Source organism: Vibrio sp. AIC-3, assembly GCF_013114515.1.
Taxonomy (GTDB): Bacteria; Pseudomonadota; Gammaproteobacteria; order Enterobacterales; family Vibrionaceae; genus Vibrio; species Vibrio crassostreae_C.
Genome location: NZ_VTXG01000011.1, coordinates 1 through 21681 on the forward strand (window position 1 = coordinate 1; position 21681 = coordinate 21681).

General features: G+C 45.4%; 15 protein-coding genes and 1 pseudogene. 6 read left to right on the forward strand and 10 right to left on the reverse strand.

Going from position 1 to position 21681, the window contains the following annotated elements; all coding sequences use genetic code 11:
- The first annotated feature begins 289 nt into the window (after window positions 1-289).
- Complete coding sequence (locus F0229_RS09790; protein ID WP_017064257.1) at window positions 290-2434, forward strand: GGDEF domain-containing protein; 2145 nt, start codon at window positions 290-292, stop codon at window positions 2432-2434.
- A 69-nt stretch (window positions 2435-2503) separates the two neighbouring features.
- Here the strand turns inward: F0229_RS09790 and F0229_RS09795 are convergent, their stop codons facing one another.
- From F0229_RS09795 to F0229_RS09820, 6 genes and pseudogenes are all read right to left on the reverse strand, one after another.
- Window positions 2504-4183: a BatD family protein gene (locus tag F0229_RS09795; RefSeq protein ID WP_171732724.1), complete on the reverse strand. Its 1680-nt coding sequence runs from the start codon at window positions 4181-4183 to the stop codon at window positions 2504-2506.
- Window positions 4184-4185: 2 nt separating this feature from the next.
- Window positions 4186-6052 (reverse strand): annotated as a pseudogene (locus tag F0229_RS09800) (VWA domain-containing protein).
- Window positions 6045-7052, reverse strand: a complete 1008-nt coding sequence (locus F0229_RS09805) for a VWA domain-containing protein (RefSeq protein ID WP_017065686.1) — start codon at window positions 7050-7052, stop codon at window positions 6045-6047. The pseudogene F0229_RS09800 and the gene F0229_RS09805 overlap by 8 nt, the downstream one beginning before the upstream one ends.
- Window positions 7045-7530: a DUF4381 domain-containing protein gene (locus tag F0229_RS09810; RefSeq protein WP_171732725.1), complete on the reverse strand. Its 486-nt coding sequence runs from the start codon at window positions 7528-7530 to the stop codon at window positions 7045-7047. The genes F0229_RS09805 and F0229_RS09810 overlap by 8 nt, the downstream gene beginning before the upstream one ends.
- The gene (locus F0229_RS09815) at window positions 7527-8453 is read right to left on the reverse strand and encodes a DUF58 domain-containing protein (RefSeq protein ID WP_171732726.1); all 927 of its coding nucleotides are present in this window, start codon (window positions 8451-8453) and stop codon (window positions 7527-7529) included. Before F0229_RS09815 ends, F0229_RS09810 begins: the two co-directional genes overlap by 4 nt.
- 10 nt (window positions 8454-8463) lie before the next feature.
- Window positions 8464-9420, reverse strand: a complete 957-nt coding sequence (locus F0229_RS09820) for a MoxR family ATPase (protein WP_017064262.1) — start codon at window positions 9418-9420, stop codon at window positions 8464-8466.
- A 456-nt stretch (window positions 9421-9876) separates the two neighbouring features.
- Here F0229_RS09820 and F0229_RS09825 point away from each other — a divergent pair, with 456 nt between their 5' ends.
- Window positions 9877-11793 carry a methyl-accepting chemotaxis protein gene (locus tag F0229_RS09825; RefSeq protein WP_017067914.1) on the forward strand — a complete coding sequence of 639 codons (1917 nt, stop codon included), beginning with the start codon at window positions 9877-9879 and terminating at the stop codon, window positions 11791-11793.
- A gap of 208 nt (window positions 11794-12001) precedes the next feature.
- Entirely contained in the window at window positions 12002-12202 is a 201-nt protein-coding gene (locus F0229_RS09830) for a hypothetical protein (protein ID WP_010431457.1), read from the forward strand.
- 258 nt (window positions 12203-12460) lie between these two features.
- Here F0229_RS09830 and malK read toward each other — a convergent pair whose 3' ends face one another.
- Window positions 12461-13573, reverse strand: a complete 1113-nt coding sequence (gene malK, locus F0229_RS09835) for a maltose/maltodextrin ABC transporter ATP-binding protein MalK (protein WP_017060047.1) — start codon at window positions 13571-13573, stop codon at window positions 12461-12463.
- Between the two features lie 664 nt (window positions 13574-14237).
- On the opposite strand from malK, the gene malE reads away from it, so the two are divergent.
- From malE to malG, 3 genes are all read left to right on the forward strand, one after another.
- A complete protein-coding gene (gene malE, locus F0229_RS09840) occupies window positions 14238-15422 on the forward strand; it encodes a maltose/maltodextrin ABC transporter substrate-binding protein MalE (RefSeq protein ID WP_017060048.1) in 1185 nt (394 codons plus the stop codon).
- Between the two features lie 81 nt (window positions 15423-15503).
- Window positions 15504-17075 carry a maltose ABC transporter permease MalF gene (gene malF, locus F0229_RS09845; RefSeq protein ID WP_017060049.1) on the forward strand — a complete coding sequence of 524 codons (1572 nt, stop codon included), beginning with the start codon at window positions 15504-15506 and terminating at the stop codon, window positions 17073-17075.
- An 11-nt stretch (window positions 17076-17086) separates the two neighbouring features.
- Window positions 17087-17977, forward strand: coding sequence for a maltose ABC transporter permease MalG (gene malG / locus F0229_RS09850; protein WP_017060050.1), 891 nt, complete (start codon window positions 17087-17089; stop codon window positions 17975-17977).
- Window positions 17978-18577: 600 nt separating this feature from the next.
- Here malG and F0229_RS09855 read toward each other — a convergent pair.
- The 3 genes from F0229_RS09855 to F0229_RS09865 form a co-directional block, all read right to left on the reverse strand.
- On the reverse strand, window positions 18578-18823 hold the full coding sequence (locus tag F0229_RS09855; protein WP_171732727.1) for a hypothetical protein: 246 nt from the start codon (window positions 18821-18823) through the stop codon (window positions 18578-18580).
- A gap of 281 nt (window positions 18824-19104) precedes the next feature.
- Complete coding sequence (locus F0229_RS09860; protein WP_008215795.1) at window positions 19105-19608, reverse strand: acyl-CoA thioesterase; 504 nt, start codon at window positions 19606-19608, stop codon at window positions 19105-19107.
- A gap of 366 nt (window positions 19609-19974) precedes the next feature.
- On the reverse strand, window positions 19975-21597 hold the full coding sequence (locus F0229_RS09865; RefSeq protein WP_171732728.1) for a peptide ABC transporter substrate-binding protein: 1623 nt from the start codon (window positions 21595-21597) through the stop codon (window positions 19975-19977).
- Between the last annotated feature and the right edge of the window lie 84 nt (window positions 21598-21681).

The window sequence follows — 21681 nt, forward strand, 5'->3', positions numbered from 1 at the left end:
TGGGTACGAGTCACTGAAAGTATATTCGGAACCGCCGTATGCGACCCACGCTTGTACGGTGGTGTGAGAGGACGGAGGCTGCGAGGCCTCCTCCTACTCGATTGTCTAAAAATCCCCAATGTCGATGTGATTTTGGGCAGAGAATCCCATTTTTGTCGTCCTTCTCATGCTTGTGATAATGTTAAAGGTGAAACTGCGACCCGCTTAACATCTCATTTTTACTTACATTGATTGCATATCAAGCCTTCTGTATTTTTGCTTTATTCTTAATCGCCAATGGAAGGAAGCTGTGCCTGTTAAAGCCTTTGCAAAACAAATATCTGCGACACGCGACCATCGTCTGTTGGCTGAGTCTCTTTTTGACTATCTGGTTAAGGTACTTACTCCAAAAGGGATAGGAATATTTGCTGAACCGACGCCGGAGAGCGACGCATTACCGCTTTTTTCTTATGGCGACCTAACCTCATTGGCGAGCTACCCCTCTACATTTTGGCCGTGGGTCTCACAGTTTGATACCGCAGACGGGGTTTTGCCAATGGCTATCAACACCTGCAAGTGGGAACACATGAAAGTGCTTGGTGGGGAGTCGTTTATCATGATGCTCGACAACGCACCTGCCTCCAGAACTTATTTAATTGTTCAAAATTGCAATGCTGAGAAGGTTAATCAAACCTTTGACCAAGATCTTGATGTGTTACAGCTCGCGGCTGCCCGTTGGCAATGTATTCGTGCCGAAAAGAACGCGGCGCTAGAAATCAAACACAGAGACACACGTGAAGCTCAATACTTAGATGAGATAAAGTTACGTGAGCTGTTTGTAGAGAACATGAAGCTGGTTCATCAGGTCGCGCTTGAGCTTTCTAACCCTGAGTCACTCGATGCTTTGTATAAAGCATCGGTTGAGGCTGTGCGAGACAGGTTAGGGTTTGATCGTGCGATCTTCATGTTGCTTGATATGAAAAAGCGTTGTTTCAGCGGCACTTATGGCACTGACGAAGCGGGTAAAACCAACAGTGAACACCACACTCAATACGATTTGCACCAACTTGAAGCGGAATACATTGAAGCGCTGTCTGATAACCATACTAATCTAGTCATCATCGATAATGCGCCCCTGTATACAGAAGGTAAGGTGGTCGGGCAGGGGTGGAATGGCATGCTTATCTTGCGTGAAGGCGACAAACCTGTCGGCTGGATCGCCATGGATAACTACATTCATCGCTCACCGATTACTAACTATCAAAAGCAGATGCTTGAGTCTTTTGGCTCTTTGCTTTCTCAAATCTATATTCGCAAGCGCCAAGAGCAGAACATACGTATGTTGCACTCGAGTATGGTTGAGCTGTCTCGATGCGATAGCGTCAGTGAAGTCTGTAAGTCCGCGGTTAGTTTTGCGATTCAACATCTAGGTATCGATCGACTGGCTGTTTTCCTAACAGACAAAAAGTGCAGTTACATGCAAGGTACTTGGGGCACTGACATCAAAGGCGATATTGTCGATGAGTCCTATTATCGCTCTGAGCTGGTGGAACGTGACATTGTAGCCGCAGCTCGTGCTTGCCCTAATCAAGTTGCCTTTGAAGAATCAGTTCCTATCTATCACGATTTCAATATTGTGGGAGTCGGTTGGACGGCAATGACCATGCTCACCACCAATACGGGTGAGCCGATTGCGTTTATCGCTGCTGATAACCTATTAACTCGCAGTCCTTTAACCTCACAGCTTCGTGAGGTAATACGTATCTTTGCTTCGAGCCTTGCTGAGGTGCTGCAAAGAACCATGGCTCAAGAAGAACTGAAAAAGCTCAATGAAACATTGGAGCAAGAAGTCAGTAAGCGTACCCAAGAGCTAGAGTTGGCGAATGAGCAATTGGATATCATTTCTAAGCTAGATCCTCTTACGCGCCTTGGAAACCGCCGTATGCTGTCGCAGGTTCTAGAAGACTTGAACGGTGACGATCAAGGTGCCTTTGCCTTACAGAACGAAATTACATTTGGCTTGATTCTTGTCGACCTCGACCACTTTGGTTTGTACAACAGTGTCTATGGTCATACTGAAGGGGATGCGGCTCTGAGGACGGTAGGTGAGATACTGAATGCCCATGTTCACAATGATAAAGAAACCTTCTGCCGGATTGGCGGAGAGGAGTTTATGTTGTTGATGATTGGCACGAATCACTCAGAGACAAAGCAACGTGCAGAGTCGATTAGAAAATGCATTGAAGAGGCAAAAATCCTGCATTGTGAAAGTAGTACCAGCCCATATTTAACGGCATCCGTTGGCTATGCCTCGATAACTTCTGATCAGCACCAGTTTGACTTCGACCTACTGTATGGCAAGGCAGATAAAGCCTTGTATCAAGCCAAAGACTCTGGTAGAAATCGAATCGTTTCTGCCTTAAAACGTAAAAAAGTCACAGCCTCTCTTTCTTAAAATAAAGGCCGTTGATCTCAAGATGATCAACGGCCTTTGTGTTTTACTGTTCTTGATGAACAGCGTCGACTAAAGATTTTCTAGCGAACTATTATGCTTTTTACTCGCAACTCTCTTGGGCTTCTTCACCGTTTTGATTGCCAGCTCAGGGCTCCATGTTTGGGCTGGTGAACCGGCTTCACCATAAAGGCTTTGGTTTAGCTTGGTGAGTTCGGCTTCAACGGTTTGTAACGTCTCATCACTTAGATCTGTATTTTCAGATTTCCAATGCTCAAATAAGGTTCTGGTCATCACGCCATCTTTCGTTCTTAGAGCTTCAATAAGCGCTTCTGCGGTATCTGATTGACGTTCAACAGTGTGTGTTGGTTTTGTCGTTACACCGCGGCGTGACCAGAAGTAGAATGCCAATGCTGAGCTGATTAGCCACAAAGCTGCAAATAGGGCGGTGAGATAAGGCCAGATCCCTGGGCTATCCACAGTAACAACCGTCGGGCTTACTTGTTGGGCGGGCGTAGCAGTAACTGGTGGAGTGCTTGACGCTGCGCGATCACTTGCTTTTACCGCTAACTCTAGCCCCTGCGCTTTGCTTGTTTGTTCTGATTGCAAATCGGTGTTAAACCAAGCTTGAGACACATCAGGAAGCGAGATGTTTCCTGCCTCTTTCGGAATCAAGACTTGCTTGTAAACAACGACAGAATCACCTGACTGAGTTGTGCCAAATTGCGGCTTCTCTTCATAAACACGTACCGAATTAGGGTAGGTGATATTCAGTTTTGGCAGCTGGTGTTGCGTTAAGTTGCTAGCCGTCATCGTGATGGTACGAGTTAACGAATCACCCGCTTCCATTTCAATGGTTTGGTTGTCGCCTTCTAAACCATTACTATTTCCCAGTTGATTGCCTTGGCTATCTGACCATTGTTGAATCAGTTTGAAGTTTGATGTTGGTAACCACTCACCTTGGTAGCCTTTTGGTACGTCCTTCACAGTTACATCTAAGATTTCAACGGGCGTGTCGAGCTGGAACAGACGCGTTGTACTGGAGTTGTTGGTTGAGTAAACAACGGCTCCATTCAGCTTCGGTCCATTCAGCTTAAACTGTCCGGCCTTTTGTGAAGAGATACGGAAAGACTGTTGAACTACCGTCACCTCTTGTCCATTGAGAACATCTTGAAATTGCTTCGATTCACCAATAGGTTCCACATCTAAGCCCTGCGAGCTCGGTGGCGCTATTTTAGGATCTTGCAGCCTTCTTGGATCAGCTTTGATGATGAGTTTTACATCAAGCTCAGCCACTTCTTGTGGGTACAGCGAGTTCTTGCTGAGGTTAAGCTGGAACTCAGCCATGTCATGTTGAGTGGGCGCAGCTTTATTAACGGCAACATTGATGGTGATTGGCTTGGTTTTCGCCCCTTCAATATCGAAGCTAGGAATCTGGATCTTGCCTAAACGCAGTGGAGCAAGGCTGATGTTCCATTCACTTGACACCGAACGGCTGCCATTGACGATTCGCATCGATGACCCAAAGTTTGGTGTGCCGACATAGAAATCCTGTTGGAGCTCTGTTAGATCTAGAGCATTAGAAGAGACCTTTTCATCGGTTGCGACTCTAAGAAGGAAGACTTCATCTTTGGTGACACTGTTATGTGAAACACTCGCCACGGCGTTTGCAGCCAATACTGAGAAGGACGAGAAAGCTCCCAACAACAATGTTAGGAGTACGGATAAAAATGGCTTGTTTAGAAATCGCATGGTTACCACTTTTTGTTCTGGTTGTTAGGAGCACTTTTTTGTCGTGCTTGTAAAATCATTTGCGCTTTAAGCAGTTGGCTCGGGTCACGGGCGCTTTCTACTTGCTCAAGTTTTCGCATGTCAGGGTCGCTCGACAGAGGTTGATCTGAGGTTTGTGCTACAGCTTGCTGACTACTTTGCTCACCATCTTCTTTTGAAGCTTGTTGTGCGCTAGCACTTTGAGGTGTAGCGCCTTCTTGGTCACTCTGTTTCGGCTGATCACTGTTACTTTGTTGCGTGGCTTGCTTGTCGTCTTGTTTAGACTTTTCAGAGTCAGAGTGATTTTCAGGTTGGCCTTGAGATGAGTTTTGGTCTTGGCTACCGCGTAGATCTTGGTTACCGCTTTGATCTTGTGACTTGCCATTGTCAGCGGAGCTTTGTTGTTGATCCTGAGAGCTTTGCGAAGAATCATTTTGCTGACCTTGCTGACCTTGCTGACCTTGCTGACCTTGCTGACCTTGCTGACCTTGCTGACCTTGCTGACCTTGCTGACCGTTGCTTCTGAGCCTGTTCGACAATCTCTAGGTTCTTCTTCGCATAAGCATGTTCAGGGTTGCTTTCAAGAATACGTTGATACTCTTGGATCGCTTGGTCGTACTTACCTTGTTGGGCTTGAGCGTTAGCAAGGTTGTAGCGAGCATCTTCACTAGAAAGCTCTTGCAGCGTCTGCTCTGCGGCTTCGAAATCACCGGCTTTGTATTGAGCAATGCCTTTCCACTCTTGTTGGGTGAACTGTTCAGCAGCTTGTTGGAAGTCCTCGTCCTGATACAGCTGATAGCCTACTTGATCATTGGTTTTCCACGGGTTCGCAAACGCAGTATTTGGTTGGCTAAAAGAGATAACTCCAGCTAAGGCACACCAAATAACCCCTTTCCTGAATAATCCAAGTGCCGGAAGTAATAGCAAAGGCAGTAACCAGAAACCGTTGTTCACTCTGGTGTTGAGTGAGTTCTTGGTCTTGGTTACTTCCGATGTTGTTGCAACGCGGTCGAGGTAGCTCGCGATGTGTTCAACATCTGAGTTATCAAATTGAACTTCAGTGAACGTGCCACCATAGCGGCGTGTAAGCTCGCGCATGTTCTTCAAGTTGGTTCTTGCCACCACGGTTTGTCCTGAGTCGCTTTGCAGCATCGACCCCGTAGGTAACGAGATTGGCGCACCGTTTTCACTCCCTACAGCTAGAATCGACAATGTCCAATCGTTGCCAGAGAGTAGGGAGTCGATCTGCTTCTTCTCTTGGTCATCGATGTCATCAGCAATCAATACCAAATCACCTTGGTAGATCTTCGCGCGAGTCATCATATCAATCGCAAGCTTAACGGCTGATGCGGCATCACCACCTTGATAAGGCATGATATCTGGCGATAGGTTAGGCACTAGGTTTTTGATGGTGTTGATGTCTGACGTTAGCGGGCTAATGGTGTAAGCATCCCCAGCATACGCCACCATGCCTGTTAGCCCTTCCTTCCATAATGAAAGCAGATCAAGAGCCTTGTATCGCGCTTGAGTTAAGCGATTCGGCTTAATATCGGTGGCATACATTGACATCGACATGTCCATGATCACAACTCGTGCCTGCGTTTTTTCAAAGCTTGGTTGTTCGTTTTTCTCGAAGCTTGGCCCAGCTAACGCAATAACGCCGACCAGCCACCAAATACCGAAGTAAGTACTGCGATTTTTCGATGGCTTGCTTGATTCTGGCGCCAAGTAACGGGCGATGTGTGACGCGAGTAATCCTTGTTTGGACTGTGTCTTGCTCAGCCACCAAATAGCGGGCAGCACGGCAAGCGCCAAGAACCAATATGGGTAGATAAAAGTAAAGTTAGACATTGTTTCTCCTAATGGCTAACAGCATAAATGCGAAGAACATTGCCGCCGACAGTGGCCATACAAACCACTCTTGTTGCGGTCGCCAGATCTTAGTGGCGTTCGTCACGGGCTCTAACTGGTTAATGGTGTCGTAAATCGTCGCTAACTCTTTGCTGTCACGCGCTCGGAAGTACTGACCGCCGGTGCGTTTGGCAATTTCTATTAGTGTACGTTCATCCAAGTCTTGAGCAGTATTGACTTTGCGCGTCATGAAGAACTCTTTGACCATCATCTCGCCTGCACCGACACCCACGGTGTAAATCGTTGCGTCGTATTTCTTTGCAATATCCGCCGCTTCTAATGGGTCTAATACCCCGGCGGTATTACTGCCGTCGCTGAGTAGAATCATTACACGTTGGGGCGCATCGCTATCGACAAAGGTTTTGGTGGCAAGACCAATACCATCACCAATCGCTGTTTGAGTACCAATCAGCTTTAACACCGCTTGATTGAGCTGTTGTGAAAGCGTATCTCTATCTAGCGTAAGCGGGGTCTGCAAGTAGGCGTGATCAGCAAATAACACCAGTCCAACTCGGTCGCCTTTTCGTCGCTCAATAAAGTCACTCAATACGCGTTTCACCGCCGACAAGCGGTCGATGTATTCGCCATTGAACTGCATGTCTTCTTGGCTCATCGAATAGGAGAGGTCGACAACTAACATTAAATCACGATGCTTCGGCTGAAACTCCACCGGTTCGCCATACCATACAGGGCGTGCGCTCGCCGTAACCAGCAGAAGCCAGATAATCACGGACAACGCCTTTGGTAAGCGACTGCTCGGTGTTTTGGTATTGCTGTCTTCTGGCAGAAATGGAAGCCTTAGGGCATTGCTCGATTCTGACTTTGGTGAGAACAAGTAAACGAGCAACGGCAGTGGCGCGATGAAGAACATCCACCACCAAACGAACTCGATGTTTAGCAAGTCCCTGCTTAGAAACATAGTGCTTAGAAAATCACTCATAACGACCTCGCTTTGGAGGAAGTGCTTTGCGAAGCCAAGTTTCGCAATCATTAACCAATTGCTGTTGAGCCTTTTTCTGTTCGTCGTTCATTAGGGCTACATCTTGATAGAGCGCTTGTTGCCACTGGGATTGTTTTGCTACAAATAACGGCTTCGCCAATTGCGCATCTAAGAACTTCAACCAATCATCACCAGACAAACCTGCAATTTTTTCACGAGGGAAATAGCTCAGTGCTGCTTGACGAACGATGTCTTGAGCTTTGCTCGGAGACAAGCCATCTTGGGACTGTCTATTACTAAAGTAAGACAGCGCTTCTTGTTTCGCCTGTTGATTGTTTTTTCTACGTTTTAGAATGAAAAACACCAAGGCAATCAGGAAAATGGCTGTGATAATGACTGCCCACCAACCCCACGCCAAAGGCCACCAAGTCGGGGCGTCTGGCGCAATCACCGGACTTAAATCTAAGGGCTGTTTCATGACTGAGCTCCTGATATCTGGCTCATGAGTGACTGCGCACTCGACAGCGAGCTATAAGGCATCGCGAGAGATAACCCCATCTGTTGCAGCTGCTGTTTCTTAAGCGAAAAAGCATGGTTAAGCTTTTGCTTTTCTTTATTAGAAGAGAAATTAAACCATTGAGTTTTGCTGCCATCGGTGACCTGTTTAGAGCCTTTATAGGTGGTTTCACCTTGCTCTAGCGGGTCGTAGAAATGCACAAGACGTACTCTGTTGTGTCGGCGAATTTGACTGATAAGTGAGTAGTCACTTTCTTGGTAACGCACAAAGTCACTGAGCATAATAATATCGCTTCCTTTAGGGCAAAGCTGGTGAAGAGATTTCAGTCCATGCTCTAAGGTCGTGTCATTATGATTGTCGTGATTAGTCAGTGCCGTATTATTGATTTCTATGACTTTTTGCAAAATACGCAGTGGAGCATGGTTGCTTGCACTTGGCTTAATCTCAATGACCTCTTTGCCAGTATCGATCACCGCGCCAATTCGATCTTTTTGAGCCACAGTAAGCCAGCACAGTTGGCTAGCAAAGTGTGCAAGTTGAACCGATTTCAGCAACAAGGTTGAGCCGAAAATCATACTGCTTGATAGATCCAAGAATAAAATGACAGGCTGTTCTCGTTCTTCAGAGAAAAGTTTGGTATGCGCTTTGCCCGTTCTGGCTGTTACACGCCAATCAATGCTGCGAATGTCATCTCCCGCTTGATATTGACGAACTTCAGAGAAATTCATCCCGCGACCTTTACGGTTGCTCTCGTGTTGGCCGTTAAGCTGTGACCAAAGGCTCTTGGCGGGAGGCAACCAGCGAACAGACTGCGCTTTGTATTGCAGAAGTTCGTCCAGGTTTAACGTGACACCGTCACTATGGTTGGGTAGTTGATTATTCATGCGCGTATCCCTATGCGCTGCCAACCAATGAAATAAGGTGTGCGATCACTTGGTTTGCGGTGACACCTTCAGCTTGTGCGTGGTAGCTGCGCAGTAGACGGTGGCGTAACACAGGGAATGCCATCGCTTGAACGTCTTGTGGCGTGACGTAATCTCGTCCTGCAAGCCAAGCGTGAGCGCGGGCACAACGGTCTAACGCAATGGTTGCACGCGGGCTGACACCCATGTCTAACCATTGATCAAGTTGGTCACTGTATTGCTTAGGTTGGCGAGTCGCCATAACCAGTCTGATGATGTACTGCTCAATGGTGTCTGCCATGTGAATGTTGAGCACTTCTTGGCGCGCTTCAAAGATCGTTTGCTGAGATATCTGTTGTGGCTGAGCTGATTCGTTACCTTGAGCCTCACCACGGTTTAGTCGTAAGATCTCAAGCTCGCTTTCCATATCTGGGTATTCAACCTCTAGGTGAAGCAAGAATCGGTCTAACTGAGCTTCCGGTAGCGGGTAAGTCCCTTCTTGTTCAATTGGGTTCTGTGTTGCCATTACCAAGAACAACTCAGGCAGCGCATAGGTTTTTCGACCGGCAGTTACTTGTTTCTCTGCCATCGCTTCCAGCATTGCCGCTTGAACTTTCGCCGGAGCTCGGTTGATCTCATCCGCTAGAATCAGCGAGTTGAAAATCGGGCCTGATTGGAAAGTGAACTCCCCAGTCTCAGGACGGAAGATGTCGGTACCCGTCAAATCAGCAGGTAACAGATCGGGAGTGAATTGAATGCGGTGGAAGTGACCCTCAACACAATCAGCCAATGATTTTACTGCGCGAGTTTTTGCTAAGCCGGGAGGTCCTTCAACGAGGATATGACCATCCGCTAAAAGGGCGATCATCAGTTGCTTAACGAGCTCTTTTTGACCAATGATTTGAGACTCTAGATAGTTTTGAAGGACTTCGAAATTTGTTTTGTGCATTTTGGACTCTCTGGGTATCCATTTGATTTTTATTTTGAGTATTGGTCACTGATTTCGAGGAAAAAGTTCCAGTACATTTGCGTAATTTATTTTTTCAAAATTGGAAATATTTACAAGTGGTTAGCTAAAAAAATCGTTAGGTTGTGATTATTACTATATCAATTGGTTTTTATATACAAAAGCTCGGCGGTGGGGAGTGGTTTGAGTTCGGTTGGGTCTCAGGGGATGAGAACTAAAATTGACTCTCGACAATGCGGTATTTGCTTAGTTAATTCATGCTCAAGGTGAATATTTCTAATTGTTACATCATATTTGCGGTTTTTTGAGAAGAAAGTCTCTAGTTTTATTGGTTGTGGCCGATACATCACTCAGATTGTGCATTGCTTGTTGGAGTGCACTAAAAAAGTCCTGTTCAGGGTATATCAATAACGAGCGATTCTTTTTAAAGGTCCAAATATGTTTAAAACTAACTCTCTGAGTATCAAGCAAAAAGTTGTACTTGGAATTACCTTTGCGGTTCTTGCATCGACAGTGATTGTCGGCGCAATGGCACAACAACAAGCAAGAGATGTATTAAGTCATCGATTGATCGATATTGAACTTCCAGGAATGCTAGAGCGAATCAATGGTGAAATTGACCGAGAAGTCTCTCAGCTATTACTAGCGGCGGAGCAAATTGCTTCAAATGAATTTATTTCTGATGCTATCGAATCGACCGATCGCGATCCGGCACTAGAAAATAAACTGGTTAAACAGCTGAACAATGTTCGTAACCAGTATCAGTTGAACGATGCCTCAGTGGCGAACCGTCAAACGGCTTACTACTGGAACCAAAATGGTTTCCTGCGTCAGTTAAACCAACAGCAAGATGGTTGGTTCTTTGGCTTTACGCAATCTGGACAGCCGACCATGGTGAGCATGTTCCAAGAAGCCAATGGCGAAGTGAAGATGTTTGCTAACTATCAACAACCTTCTGGTTTGGCGATGTCTGGTCTATCAAAGTCGATGGATGACATGGTTAACCTGCTGAACGGCTTTAAGATTGAAAATACCGGCTTCGTATTCTTAACCGATAGCCAAGGTGATGTTCAAATTCACCGTGAGCGTTCTCGCAGTGACTCTTCACTTCAACAACTTTACGGTCCTCAAGCAAGCCAACTACTGAACAAGTCGGGTTTTAACCTGATTACCACTGAAAGCCAAGGCCAAGAGCTGTTCGTGGCGAGCTTGTATGTGTCTTCAATGGACTGGTTTGTTATTGGTGTCGTTCCGACTGGTGAAGTGTTTGCAGAGTTAGATGCGACAGCGCAGAAGATGCTGATCATGACTGCGGTTGTGGCATTAGTGTTTATCCTAATGGGCGTAGTTCTGGCGAACAGCATTACTCAACCGATCAAGCTTTTGGCTAAGCGTTTCGGCGACTTAGGTGAAGGCGACGGTGACCTTGCACAGCGTATCGAAGTGAAAGGCAACGATGAAATTGCACAGCTTTCAAAAGGCTTCAACGGATTCATTGAAAAGATTCACGAGTCGATGAAAGAGGTGTGTTCGACAAGCCAAGCGCTTCAAGTGGCTGCAGAGAGTGTTTCGAATAAAGCTCACATCACCCACGACAACAGCCAAGAACAGCGCGACCAAACCCTTCAAGTCGTAGCTGCCATTAACCAAATGGGTATGACCATCAGTGAGATTGCATCGAACGCGGCAACCGCAGCAGAAACGGCAACTCAAGCTTCAGGCAATACGGAAGTAGGTCGCTCTGTGGTGAACAAAGCAAAAGACGCGATCAGCCGTTTGGCGCAAGATATTGAAAGCACAGGTCAGGTAGTAGAGCAACTGGCTTCTACAACTCAAGACATCGGTTCTATTCTGGGTGTTATTCGTGATATTTCAGAGCAAACTAACTTACTCGCATTGAACGCTGCAATTGAAGCCGCCCGTGCTGGTGAGCAAGGTCGTGGTTTTGCGGTTGTAGCGGATGAAGTACGTAACCTAGCAAGCCGTACCGCAGATTCAACGGAAGAGATTCAAAAGATGATCAACCAACTGCAAAGCGATGCTAAAGATGCGGTAACGGCAATGAGTGCGGGTAAGGTGATTACCCTTGAAGGTGTATCGGCTTCGGATGAAGCGGTAGACGTGCTGAGTGGCATTTCAGACCGTATCGTTGATATCACAGACCGTAACACTCAAGTGGCAACGGCAACGGAAGAGCAATCAACCGTAGTTCACACCATCAACCAGAACATTGAAGAGATTAACGCAATCAACGAAGTGACAACGGGCACGGCTGAGCAACTTGCTGAAGCGAGCCAAGAGCTTCGTGATCTATCGTCTCGTCTAGATAAGATGGTTGGTTCATTTAAGCTTTAATTCTTTCAAGCTGTAACATGACTTAGAAAGGGATATAGACGAAGAGCTGGGGTCATTTCATCGTGAATCCGGCTCTTTTTATTAGTGCGCTAATTTGCCTCTAACTGCCTTTAGCTTGATCTGGTTTCGGGCTTTGCTTTTAATCACCCTAGCATCATAGGGCGTAAATGAGTAAAATCTCGTTAGGTTTAATATTTAGGTAAGTATCATGAGCGATTTTGAAAAAGAACTAGAGCAGATGACTCAAGAGATGGGCGATGAGCCTGAGGTGAAACTGCCATCACTTGAAGAGCAAAAAGCAATTGTTGCTGAGTTCAAGCGACTAGAGGCGGAAGGCAAACTGACTCCTGAAGTGTTAGAGAAGCATTTTGGCCAGTTCAACAAACAGAATGATACGCCAATTCACTAAGTTGATTTAGACAGGTTTCATGTCTGAAAGAAGTGATATTAGCGGTTGGGTTCATAGCCTAACTAACAGATAAAGGTCTAGCGCTTGCTAGACCTTTTTTATTGCCGCTAGCGAAAGACCGAGTGGCTGACTCATGAACTATTCAATGTAAGTGAAACTCGTATCCAACACATAAAAATATCCAGCACATAAAAAAATCCCCCTTACTGAGTAAGAGGGATTCGATATGGGCAAGTTATATCCTAAAAGGCTAAGCGATTAGTCTGTGCCGTATTCTTTGTACAAACGACGACATGCGCGGCCATCGCTGTGGAACAGGTGACAACGGTGCGCTGGAATACCAATCGCCAACTTGTCACCTGATTCGATTTTCAACGTGTCTGGCTGGCGATAGATAACATCAGCATCGGCACTTTCAAGGTTTAGGTAAACCTGAGTTTCGTTACCTAGTTTCTCTACCATCATCACGTCAGCTTCAATCGTCGCGTCACCTGATTCAGCAGACATCAAGTGTTCAGGGCGAATACCCAGAGACATACGATCGCCAGCATTGACAGTCGTACCATCAACAGGGATCCAGAAAGTCATGCCATTAGAAAGTTGTACCAATACGCGTTCTGCTTCAGCTTGTTCAATGTGTACCGACATGAAGTTCATCTTCGGTGAGCCAATAAAGCCAGCAACGAAACGGTTTTGAGGGTAGTGGTAAAGGTCAAGCGGCTTACCGACTTGAGATACATAACCACCATCCAGAACAACGATCTTATCCGCCATTGTCATCGCTTCCACTTGGTCGTGGGTAACGTAGATCATGGTACAACCCAGTTGACGCTGTAGCTTGGTGATTTGCGAACGCATTTGAACACGTAGCGCGGCATCTAGGTTTGATAAAGGCTCATCAAGTAGGAATACGTTTGGTTGAGAAACCAGAGTACGACCAATCGCAACACGTTGACGTTGACCACCAGAAAGCGCTTTAGGTTGGCGCTCAAGAAGGTGACCAAGCTGAAGGATTTCTGCAGCATGTTCAACGCGTTTGTCGATCTCAGCTTTATTTGCGTTTGCTAGCTTAAGACCGAAAGACATGTTGTCGTATAGGTTAAGGTGAGGGTAAAGCGCATAAGACTGGAATACCATACCTACGCCACGCTTTGACGGTTCAACGTCATTCATGCGTTGGTCGCCAATGTACAAATCACCAGACGTAATGTCTTCTAGACCTGCGATACAACGTAATAGCGTCGATTTACCACAACCTGATGGTCCAACGAATACTACGAATTCACCTTCGTTGATGTCTAAGGTTACGTCCTTAGAAATCTGTACATCACCATATGATTTATAAACGTTTTTTAACGTGACACTCGCCATCTAGCTTGTCCTCGATCGATCAAATTTTAAGTTTTACTGCTTATCATTATAAGAAATTTTTGGGTCAGCAGTAACTGTAGGAATTGGTAAGTATTGAGTGAGTAAGAAAAAAGTGGGTGAGACTTGGCTTCTTTAACCAAGCCCACCCGTCATAGCCAAACTGATGCCCATTTCCCCCACATCCAGCTAAACCTCCCCCGTGATTCAATCACAGATTTAGCTCGATGCTAATATAAGACACCAGCGGGCAGTGAAGCCAACTAAATGAATAATGCGTCAACGCATAACACTTGCCGGTAAAGGGTTCTTACTATCCACTCTTGGATGAATGCAGTTTCGGTGAATTGGCGTAAGGGTACATCCTCCTAATGGAAAATTAACTAGGGGGAGTAGGAGGGGAGGAGTAGATAAATGGGGTTATTAATAATTGGCGATCCAGTTCAAATAAATCCACCGCGTAACGGTGATGTTGATCACGATGAGTATGCGTTTTGTGATTGCAGTCTCTAATCTGACCGGATGGTGATCACGAATTTAAGCCATAATAGCTAGGGCGTAGTGGCTAGGATGATGAGCTAGGGTCTGTTTTCTCAGATCATAACCTCCGAAAACTGGCTCGTCTTGGTAGATGTGCCCTACGTATAAATATAAAAAGGATATTCACATGAAAAACGCTCTAAGCGCTGTAGCTCTAGGTACAATAGTTGCTCTGGGTTCTTTTGGTGCAAATGCTGCTATCGAAGAAGGACAACTAACAATCTGGGTAGGTGGTGACAAAGCTTATGAAGGCATGGCTGAAGTAGGTAAACGCTTCGAAGAAGATACTGGTGTTAAAGTAACCGTCGCTTTCCCTGACAAGCTAGAAGAGAAATTCCCTCAAGTAGCTGCAGCTGGCGATGGCCCAGACATGATCTTCTACGCACATGACCGTTTTGGCGGCTATGCAGAAGCGGGACTTCTTGTTGATATCAAACCTTCTAAAGAAACTAAAGAAGGTATCGTAGACTTCGCATGGGACGCTGTTTCATACGAAGGTAAAACAATCGCATACCCTGTTGCTGTTGAGTCAGTTTCGCTAATTTATAACAAAGCGCTTGTTCCTAACCCACCTAAGTCTTGGGAAGAAATCCCAGCACTTGATGCTGAACTTAAAAAAGACGGCAAGAAAGCAATCATGTGGCCTCTACGTGGCGGCGCTTACTTCACATGGCCTTTACTTGCAGCTGACGGCGGTTACGCATTCAAACAGACTGCAGAAGGTTACGACATTAAAGATGCGGGCGTAGCGACTGACGGTGTTCAGAAGTCTCTAGGTTTCATCGAGAAGATGGTACAAGACAAAGTTATCTCTGCAGACATGGATTACTCAGTAGCTGAGTCTGAATTCGTTGCAGGTAACGTTGCAATGACAATCAACGGCCCTTGGGGTTGGGAAAACATCAAGAAAGCTGGCGTAGATTACGGCGTAACAACTTTACCTAAGTTCAACGGTAAAGCGTCTAAACCTTTCGTTGGTGTATGGGCAGGTGGTATCAGCACTGCGTCTCCAAACCGCGACCTAGCTGTTGAGTTCATGGAAAACTACCTACTAACAGATGAAGGTATGAAGAGCCTGAACGACGACAAGCCACTAGGCGCTGTTGCTCTTAACTCTTTCCAACGTCAACTAGACAGCGATACTCGTATTGCAGCAACAATGGACAACGCGATGAACGGTGAAATCATGCCTAACATCCCTCAGTTCACAACATTCTGGTACAGCATGGAAGAAGCGATCGGCAACGTAGTTGACGGCCGTCAATCAGTAGACCAAGCACTAAAAGCTGCTGAAGGTCGTATGGTTAAGTAACACCCAGGCACTACCTTTTAAGGAGAGGGTAACCTCTCCTTACTTTTCTATTTTTTATCTATATCGCTAGCAGGTTCCTCTATGCAGTCAGTTCAAGGTACAGATGCTATCCCAGCACCATCAAGCCTTCCAGGCAGTAAAAGCGTCTTCATTAAATGGGGGTTGCTTGGTAGCGTTGGCTTAATAAACGGCTACGCTACAATTCTAATGTATTCTCGCGGTGAGCTCGCTTTTGCGCTGCTTACAGTGATCTTAACGGCTTTGGCACTTTACATTTTTGGTAGTAAAAAAACTTACGCCCACCGTTATATTTACCCAGGTATTGCCGGAATGATCTTGTTCATTCTTTTCCCATTGGCATACACCGTAGGGCTTGCGTTTACTAACTACAGCGCGAAAAACCAACTTTCTCTAGAGCGCACTCAAACCGTTCTTTTAGACCGTTCTTTCCAAAGCGGTGAGAGCTACCCATTTACTTTGTACAAGACAGATGACGGTCACCAGATCGTTGTAAAAGATGGCGATCAACTGTTAGCGACTGACGTATTTTCTCTAGACAATATGACAGAAACAGAGATGGACCTATCTGTTATTGAGTCTGCGCAAGGTGAAAAAGAGAAGATCAAAGCGATCATTCAAAACCGAGCAGCAATCAGTGGTGTTGATTTCAATCTACCTGACGGTGGTGACATCCGCATGAGTGGCTTACGTAAGTTTGCTTCTGTTGCTCCGCTTTACACGCTACAAGACGATGAAGAAACGTTAATCAACAATGAAACGGGTGAAGTTCTCAAGCCAAATATGGATGTGGGTTTCTACCAGCCTGTTGATGCAAATGGTGAGTTTACGGGTAATACCATCTCTCCAGGTTTCGTGGTTAGCATTGGTACGCATAACTTTGAGCGTGTATGGAAAGATGACGGCATTAAAGAACCGTTTATCAGCATCTTTATTTGGACGGTTATCTTCTCGGTATGTACCGTAGCGTTCACGCTAGTTATCGGCCTTGTATTGGCTAACATCGTGCAATGGGAAGAGTTGAAAGGTCGTTCTATTTATCGTGTTCTACTGATTCTGCCTTACGCCGTACCCGCGTTTATCTCGATTCTTATCTTTAAGGGTCTATTCAACCAAAGCTTTGGTGAGATCAACATGGTGCTCGAGAATATCTTCGGCTTAAGCCCGAACTGGTTCTCAGACCCTATCTTAGCGAAAACCATGGTGTTGATGGTTAACACATGGCTAGGTTTCCCTTACATGATGATTCTATGTATGGGTCTGCTTAAAGCGATTCCTGATGATTTATACGAAGCGTCAGCAATCGATGGTGCGAACTTCCTTGATAACTTCAAGCGCATTACGTTCCCATTGATGATTAAACCGCTTACACCGCTATTGATTGCAGCGTTTGCCTTTAACTTCAACAACTTCGTAATGATTCAACTATTGACGAACGGTGGCCCGAACATGATTGGTACTTCTGAGCCAGCGGGTTACACAGACTTGCTTGTAAGCTACACGTACCGAATTGCATTCGAAGGCGGCGGCGGTCAAGACTTCGGTCTAGCAAGTGCTATCGCAACGCTTATCTTCCTATTGGTTGGTGCACTAGCGTTACTAAACCTTCGTTTCACTAAACTGTCTCAAGATTAAGGAGCACGACAATGGCTATGGTACAAGGTAAAGGCCTTAAATACCGAGTGTGGGCAACGCATGCAGTGTTGTGGTGCTTCTTGGCAATGATTATCTTCCCACTACTGATGATCATCGCGATCTCGTTCCGTGAAGGTAACTTCGCAACCGGTAGTTTGATTCCAGATAACCCATCATTGGAACACTGGAAGTTAGCATTGGGTATGTCAGTAACGAACGCAGATGGCTCGGTAACGTCACCTCCGTTCCCTGTGCTAACTTGGTTATGGAACTCAGTGAAGGTTGCAGGTATCACATCGATTCTGATTGTGACACTGTCTACGACATCGGCTTACGCGTTTGCTCGTATGCGCTTTAAAGGTAAGAACACAATCCTGAAAGCGATGATGATTTTCCAAATGTTCCCAGCAGTATTGGCTCTAGTAGCAATCTACGCGCTGTTTGACAAACTTGGTCAATACATTCCGTTCTTAGGCTTGAACACACACGGTGGTCTAATCTTCTCTTACCTAGGTGGTATTGCACTGCACGTATGGACGATTAAGGGTTACTTTGAGACGATTGATAACTCTCTGGAAGAGGCAGCAGCCCTTGATGGTGCAACGCCTTGGCAAGCATTCAGACTGGTTCTACTACCGCTGTCTGTGCCAATCCTAGCGGTTGTGTTTATCCTATCTTTCATCGCGACAGTGGGTGAGGTGCCAGTAGCGTCTATCCTACTTACAGATGTGAACTCTTACACGCTAGCAGTAGGTATGCAGCAGTACCTATACCCTCAGAACTACCTATGGGGTGACTTTGCGGCAGCGGCTGTACTATCAGCACTTCCGATTACTATCGTGTTCTTACTTGCTCAACGTTGGTTAGTTGGTGGTTTGACGGCAGGTGGTGTAAAAGGATAAGCTGTACTCTATAAGAAAGAAAAAGAGCGACCGTTAGGTCGCTCTATATTGGCATTTTTATTACATCATTTGGTTTGGCCGCCGATCAGTAATAAAAATAACCCTCAGGTTACGCATAGCTGGCTACTAATCAGGTTCCTTACGCTATTAATGATTAGTGGTTTTTGTAACTCTAACCCAGGTATTTACTTGGGTTTTTTTATGTCTGCTACTTTTAATCTTGTCTTTGTGCTGGCTCTATTCATCAACTGCGGTGCTTATCGCCACTTATGTGTTTAAAACTGCGTTTGCACTGAAAGTTTCGAGTCACTTCTCTCCTAAATACCAACTACTTCACCTCGTTTGCTTATAGAAATGAACTAGTCTCACAAATCAGACATCCAGTATAAGGGGCTATTAGCCTATTGATATATTGCTAATATTCCATTGCGTGATACTTCAATGATTTGTATGCAACAACCTCTGCAATTGCACGGAAAATGTATATGGAAACGAGGCGCCGGTGCAAACTCTCTACTGGCCATTTGTTCGGTTTATAGGTGTGCTTTTATGTATAGATTTTAGGGCGTGTTATCGGAAGTGGAGGAAGCAATAATTAAACTAGAACTCTTTACTCGAAGGTGCACAACCAAGATGTTGTAGTAATACATAGATGCTTTCTTGATCGAGTGCCACGCGACGAAATAGATCCGCAAACGTCTGGTCACCGCCGAAGCAAGTTTGGATGTAATGGTTGATCTCGTTACTGTCGTAGCCTTCGACGTACAAAGTTCTAACCCATTGGTACTCAACAGCCTTCAAATTGTTTAAGGTAGCTTCGCTAAGAGTGGGGCGTGTGACGCTCAAGTGTGGCTCCGGGAATTAAAAGTACATCCATTATGATTGGCGGTATTTAACCAGAGCAAAATGACGACTTTATTACAGTCAAAATAAATCATCGAGCTCGTGACCATTCATTTCAAGCGTTGGCTGAAAATCACACTCTATGAGCGAAACAGAGTGCAGTTTGGGGCATGTTAGATAGGTAGGGTTAGATAAACGAATGCCAAGCGTGTGCTTGGCATTTAAACAGTTTATTGGCTGAAAAGGCAAGGTATTAAACGATGCTATAGCTCTAATGACTGACCTTATTTCAGATACTTCACGTGCGCTTCCATCTCTTCACCGATCTGTTTTCGCATGTTCATTAGGCGAATCGCTGAGTCTCTTAATTCGATGTCTTCTGGAGTTTCTGGTACCCACTCCGGGACTTTAGTCGGGTTACCATTTTCATCAACCGCAACCATAATAACGATACAGTGAGTGGTAAGACGGTTGTTCAGCTCTTTAGGATCACTCGCTTGTACATCGATAGCAATATGCATAGAAGACGAACCGGTATAGATAACTTTCGCACTCACCTCTACCAAGTTGCCTACATGGATTGGGGCAACAAATCGAATACCGCCGGCGTAAGCTGTAATGCAATATTTACCACTCCACCCTGCAGAGCAAGCATAGGCTGCTAAATCGATCCATTTCATTGCTGCGCCACCATGAACTTTACCACCAAAGTTCACATCCCCGGGTTCAGCTAAAAAACGCAGAGTAACGTCTCGTTTACCATCTTGTCGGCTATTGTTACTGCTCATGTGTCTTCCTTCATTATTATTTTATTGCATAACATGCTTGTTACTTGCTAATAACAATATACTTAAGACGACATAATTTAAAGCGGATAATCTCAAGGTTAAGAGTATTTTTTCAAACGGATGACAACTACGTGAAGGTTGATGTTTACGGGGCTTATGGGACCTTGAAAAAACAAACCGTAGCGAACTTTAGTAACAAAGAAAAACACCTAGCGCAGTGCTAGGTGTTTTAAGCCATTGGGTACTCATCGCGGTACCCTTATAATGTTAGCCAACTAACCGTTGTTTTATTTGGTTTCGTTAAAGTGATTCTATCTTTATTACTACTAAAGTGGTAGGTAAAATTCTTTATTATTAAGCTCACTTTTACTGTTGTATGAAGTATAGATCCTTCGCGTAGATATTTCCTTTCGGATTGTTATTTGGGAAGCCTTTGAGAGTATTTCGCACTAATCGAGTGTGATTGTAGTGATATAAAGGCATAACTGCTGCAGATTCGTTCAATAGCGATTCGGCATGCTGATATAAAGCAAAGCGATTAGCCTGATCTTCGGTCTTACTCGCTTGCTGTAAAAGCTCATCGAAGTCGGAGTTACAAAAACCACTTTCGTTTGCTGTGTGATTGCAAGTGAATGCTTCTAGAAGAGCAGAGGGTTCCGGGTAATCGCCAAATGCCCATGAACGAGCAAGTTGATAGTCTCCGGTTCCTTTCGCTGCTACGTATGCTTTCCATTCCATGTTTTGTAATTCAACGTTTACCCCGAGTGGCTTCCACATAGAGGCAATTGCTATGGCGATCTTTTTGTGGTTCTCGCTGGTGTTGTAGGTGAGTGTGAATTGCAGTGGGTTCGCTTTGTTGTATCCTGCCTCTTCAAGTAGCTGTTTCGCTTTGGCTTGGCGTTCTACACTATTTAATGCTTCAAATACGGATTTCGGGGCCGTGTAGTTAGGGATATTATTCGGTGTCACGCTGTAGGCTTCTGGCTCACCTTGCCCTGTTACCTTATCTACTAGTATCTCACGGTCGACAGCCATGCTTAGTGCTTGACGTACTCTGACATCATCAAATGGTGCCTGACGCGTGTTGAACGAGTAGACGTAAGAACCTAGCAAAGCTTGCGCTTTAATTTGCTCAGGGCTCTCTTTGACAAGTTTTTGGTAGTACTCAAGCTGCACGCGATTGGTCATATCAATCTCACCGGACTGATAACGAATAAGCTCGGCGTTTTGAGATGATAAACCTAGGTAGGTTACCTTATTAATAACCGTTGAATCGTTATCCCAATAGTTTGGGTTTCTCGTCACTTCGACGTATTCATTGGGAACCCATTTACTGAGAGTGTAAGCACCATTGGTCGTGATGTTTTCCGCACGAGTCCATTGATCTCCTTTCTCTTCAACCAATTTAGTTGGAAGAGGGAAGAAGGTTTTAATACTCATTAAACTCATGAAGTAGGGAGTAGGTTTCGATAAAGAGATCTCTACCGTGCGATCGTCCAGTGCTTTAATCCCCAACTCTGAGGGATCTTTGTCTCCAGATAGAATGTCACTCGCGTTAACGATATTTGCCGTCGAGAACACAAAACCCGTGTTGTTGCCCGTTTTGGGAGACACAGCACGTTGCCAACCAAACACAAAGTCTGCTGCGGTCACAGGATCACCATTTGACCATTTAAGGTCGTCTTTTAAAACGAATGTGACCGTTTTGCCCCCGTTGCTGAATGTCCAACTTTCAGCTTGTCCTGGAATAATTTGTCCATCGCTGTTCTCGATAACAAAGCCTTCGAACATATCGTTGACGATAATGTCTCCTGGCATGCCAGAGTTGACGAAGCTAGGGTCTAGCGTATTTGGCTCTGCACCATTACCACGAACAAAATGCTGTTCTTTGGCGAGTAAAGTACCAGAGGGCACAGAAGCAGCAATAGCTGAAGTGGAAGAGAGTGCGATAAGCGATGAGATAAGCAGAGGTAGCTTTGGTTGAGTCATTGTAATTCCTTTTACAACTTAAACAGTACTCAATGCATTAAACATGACTCGGGCACAGGTTGCAATACAGCAAGTGTGGATTAA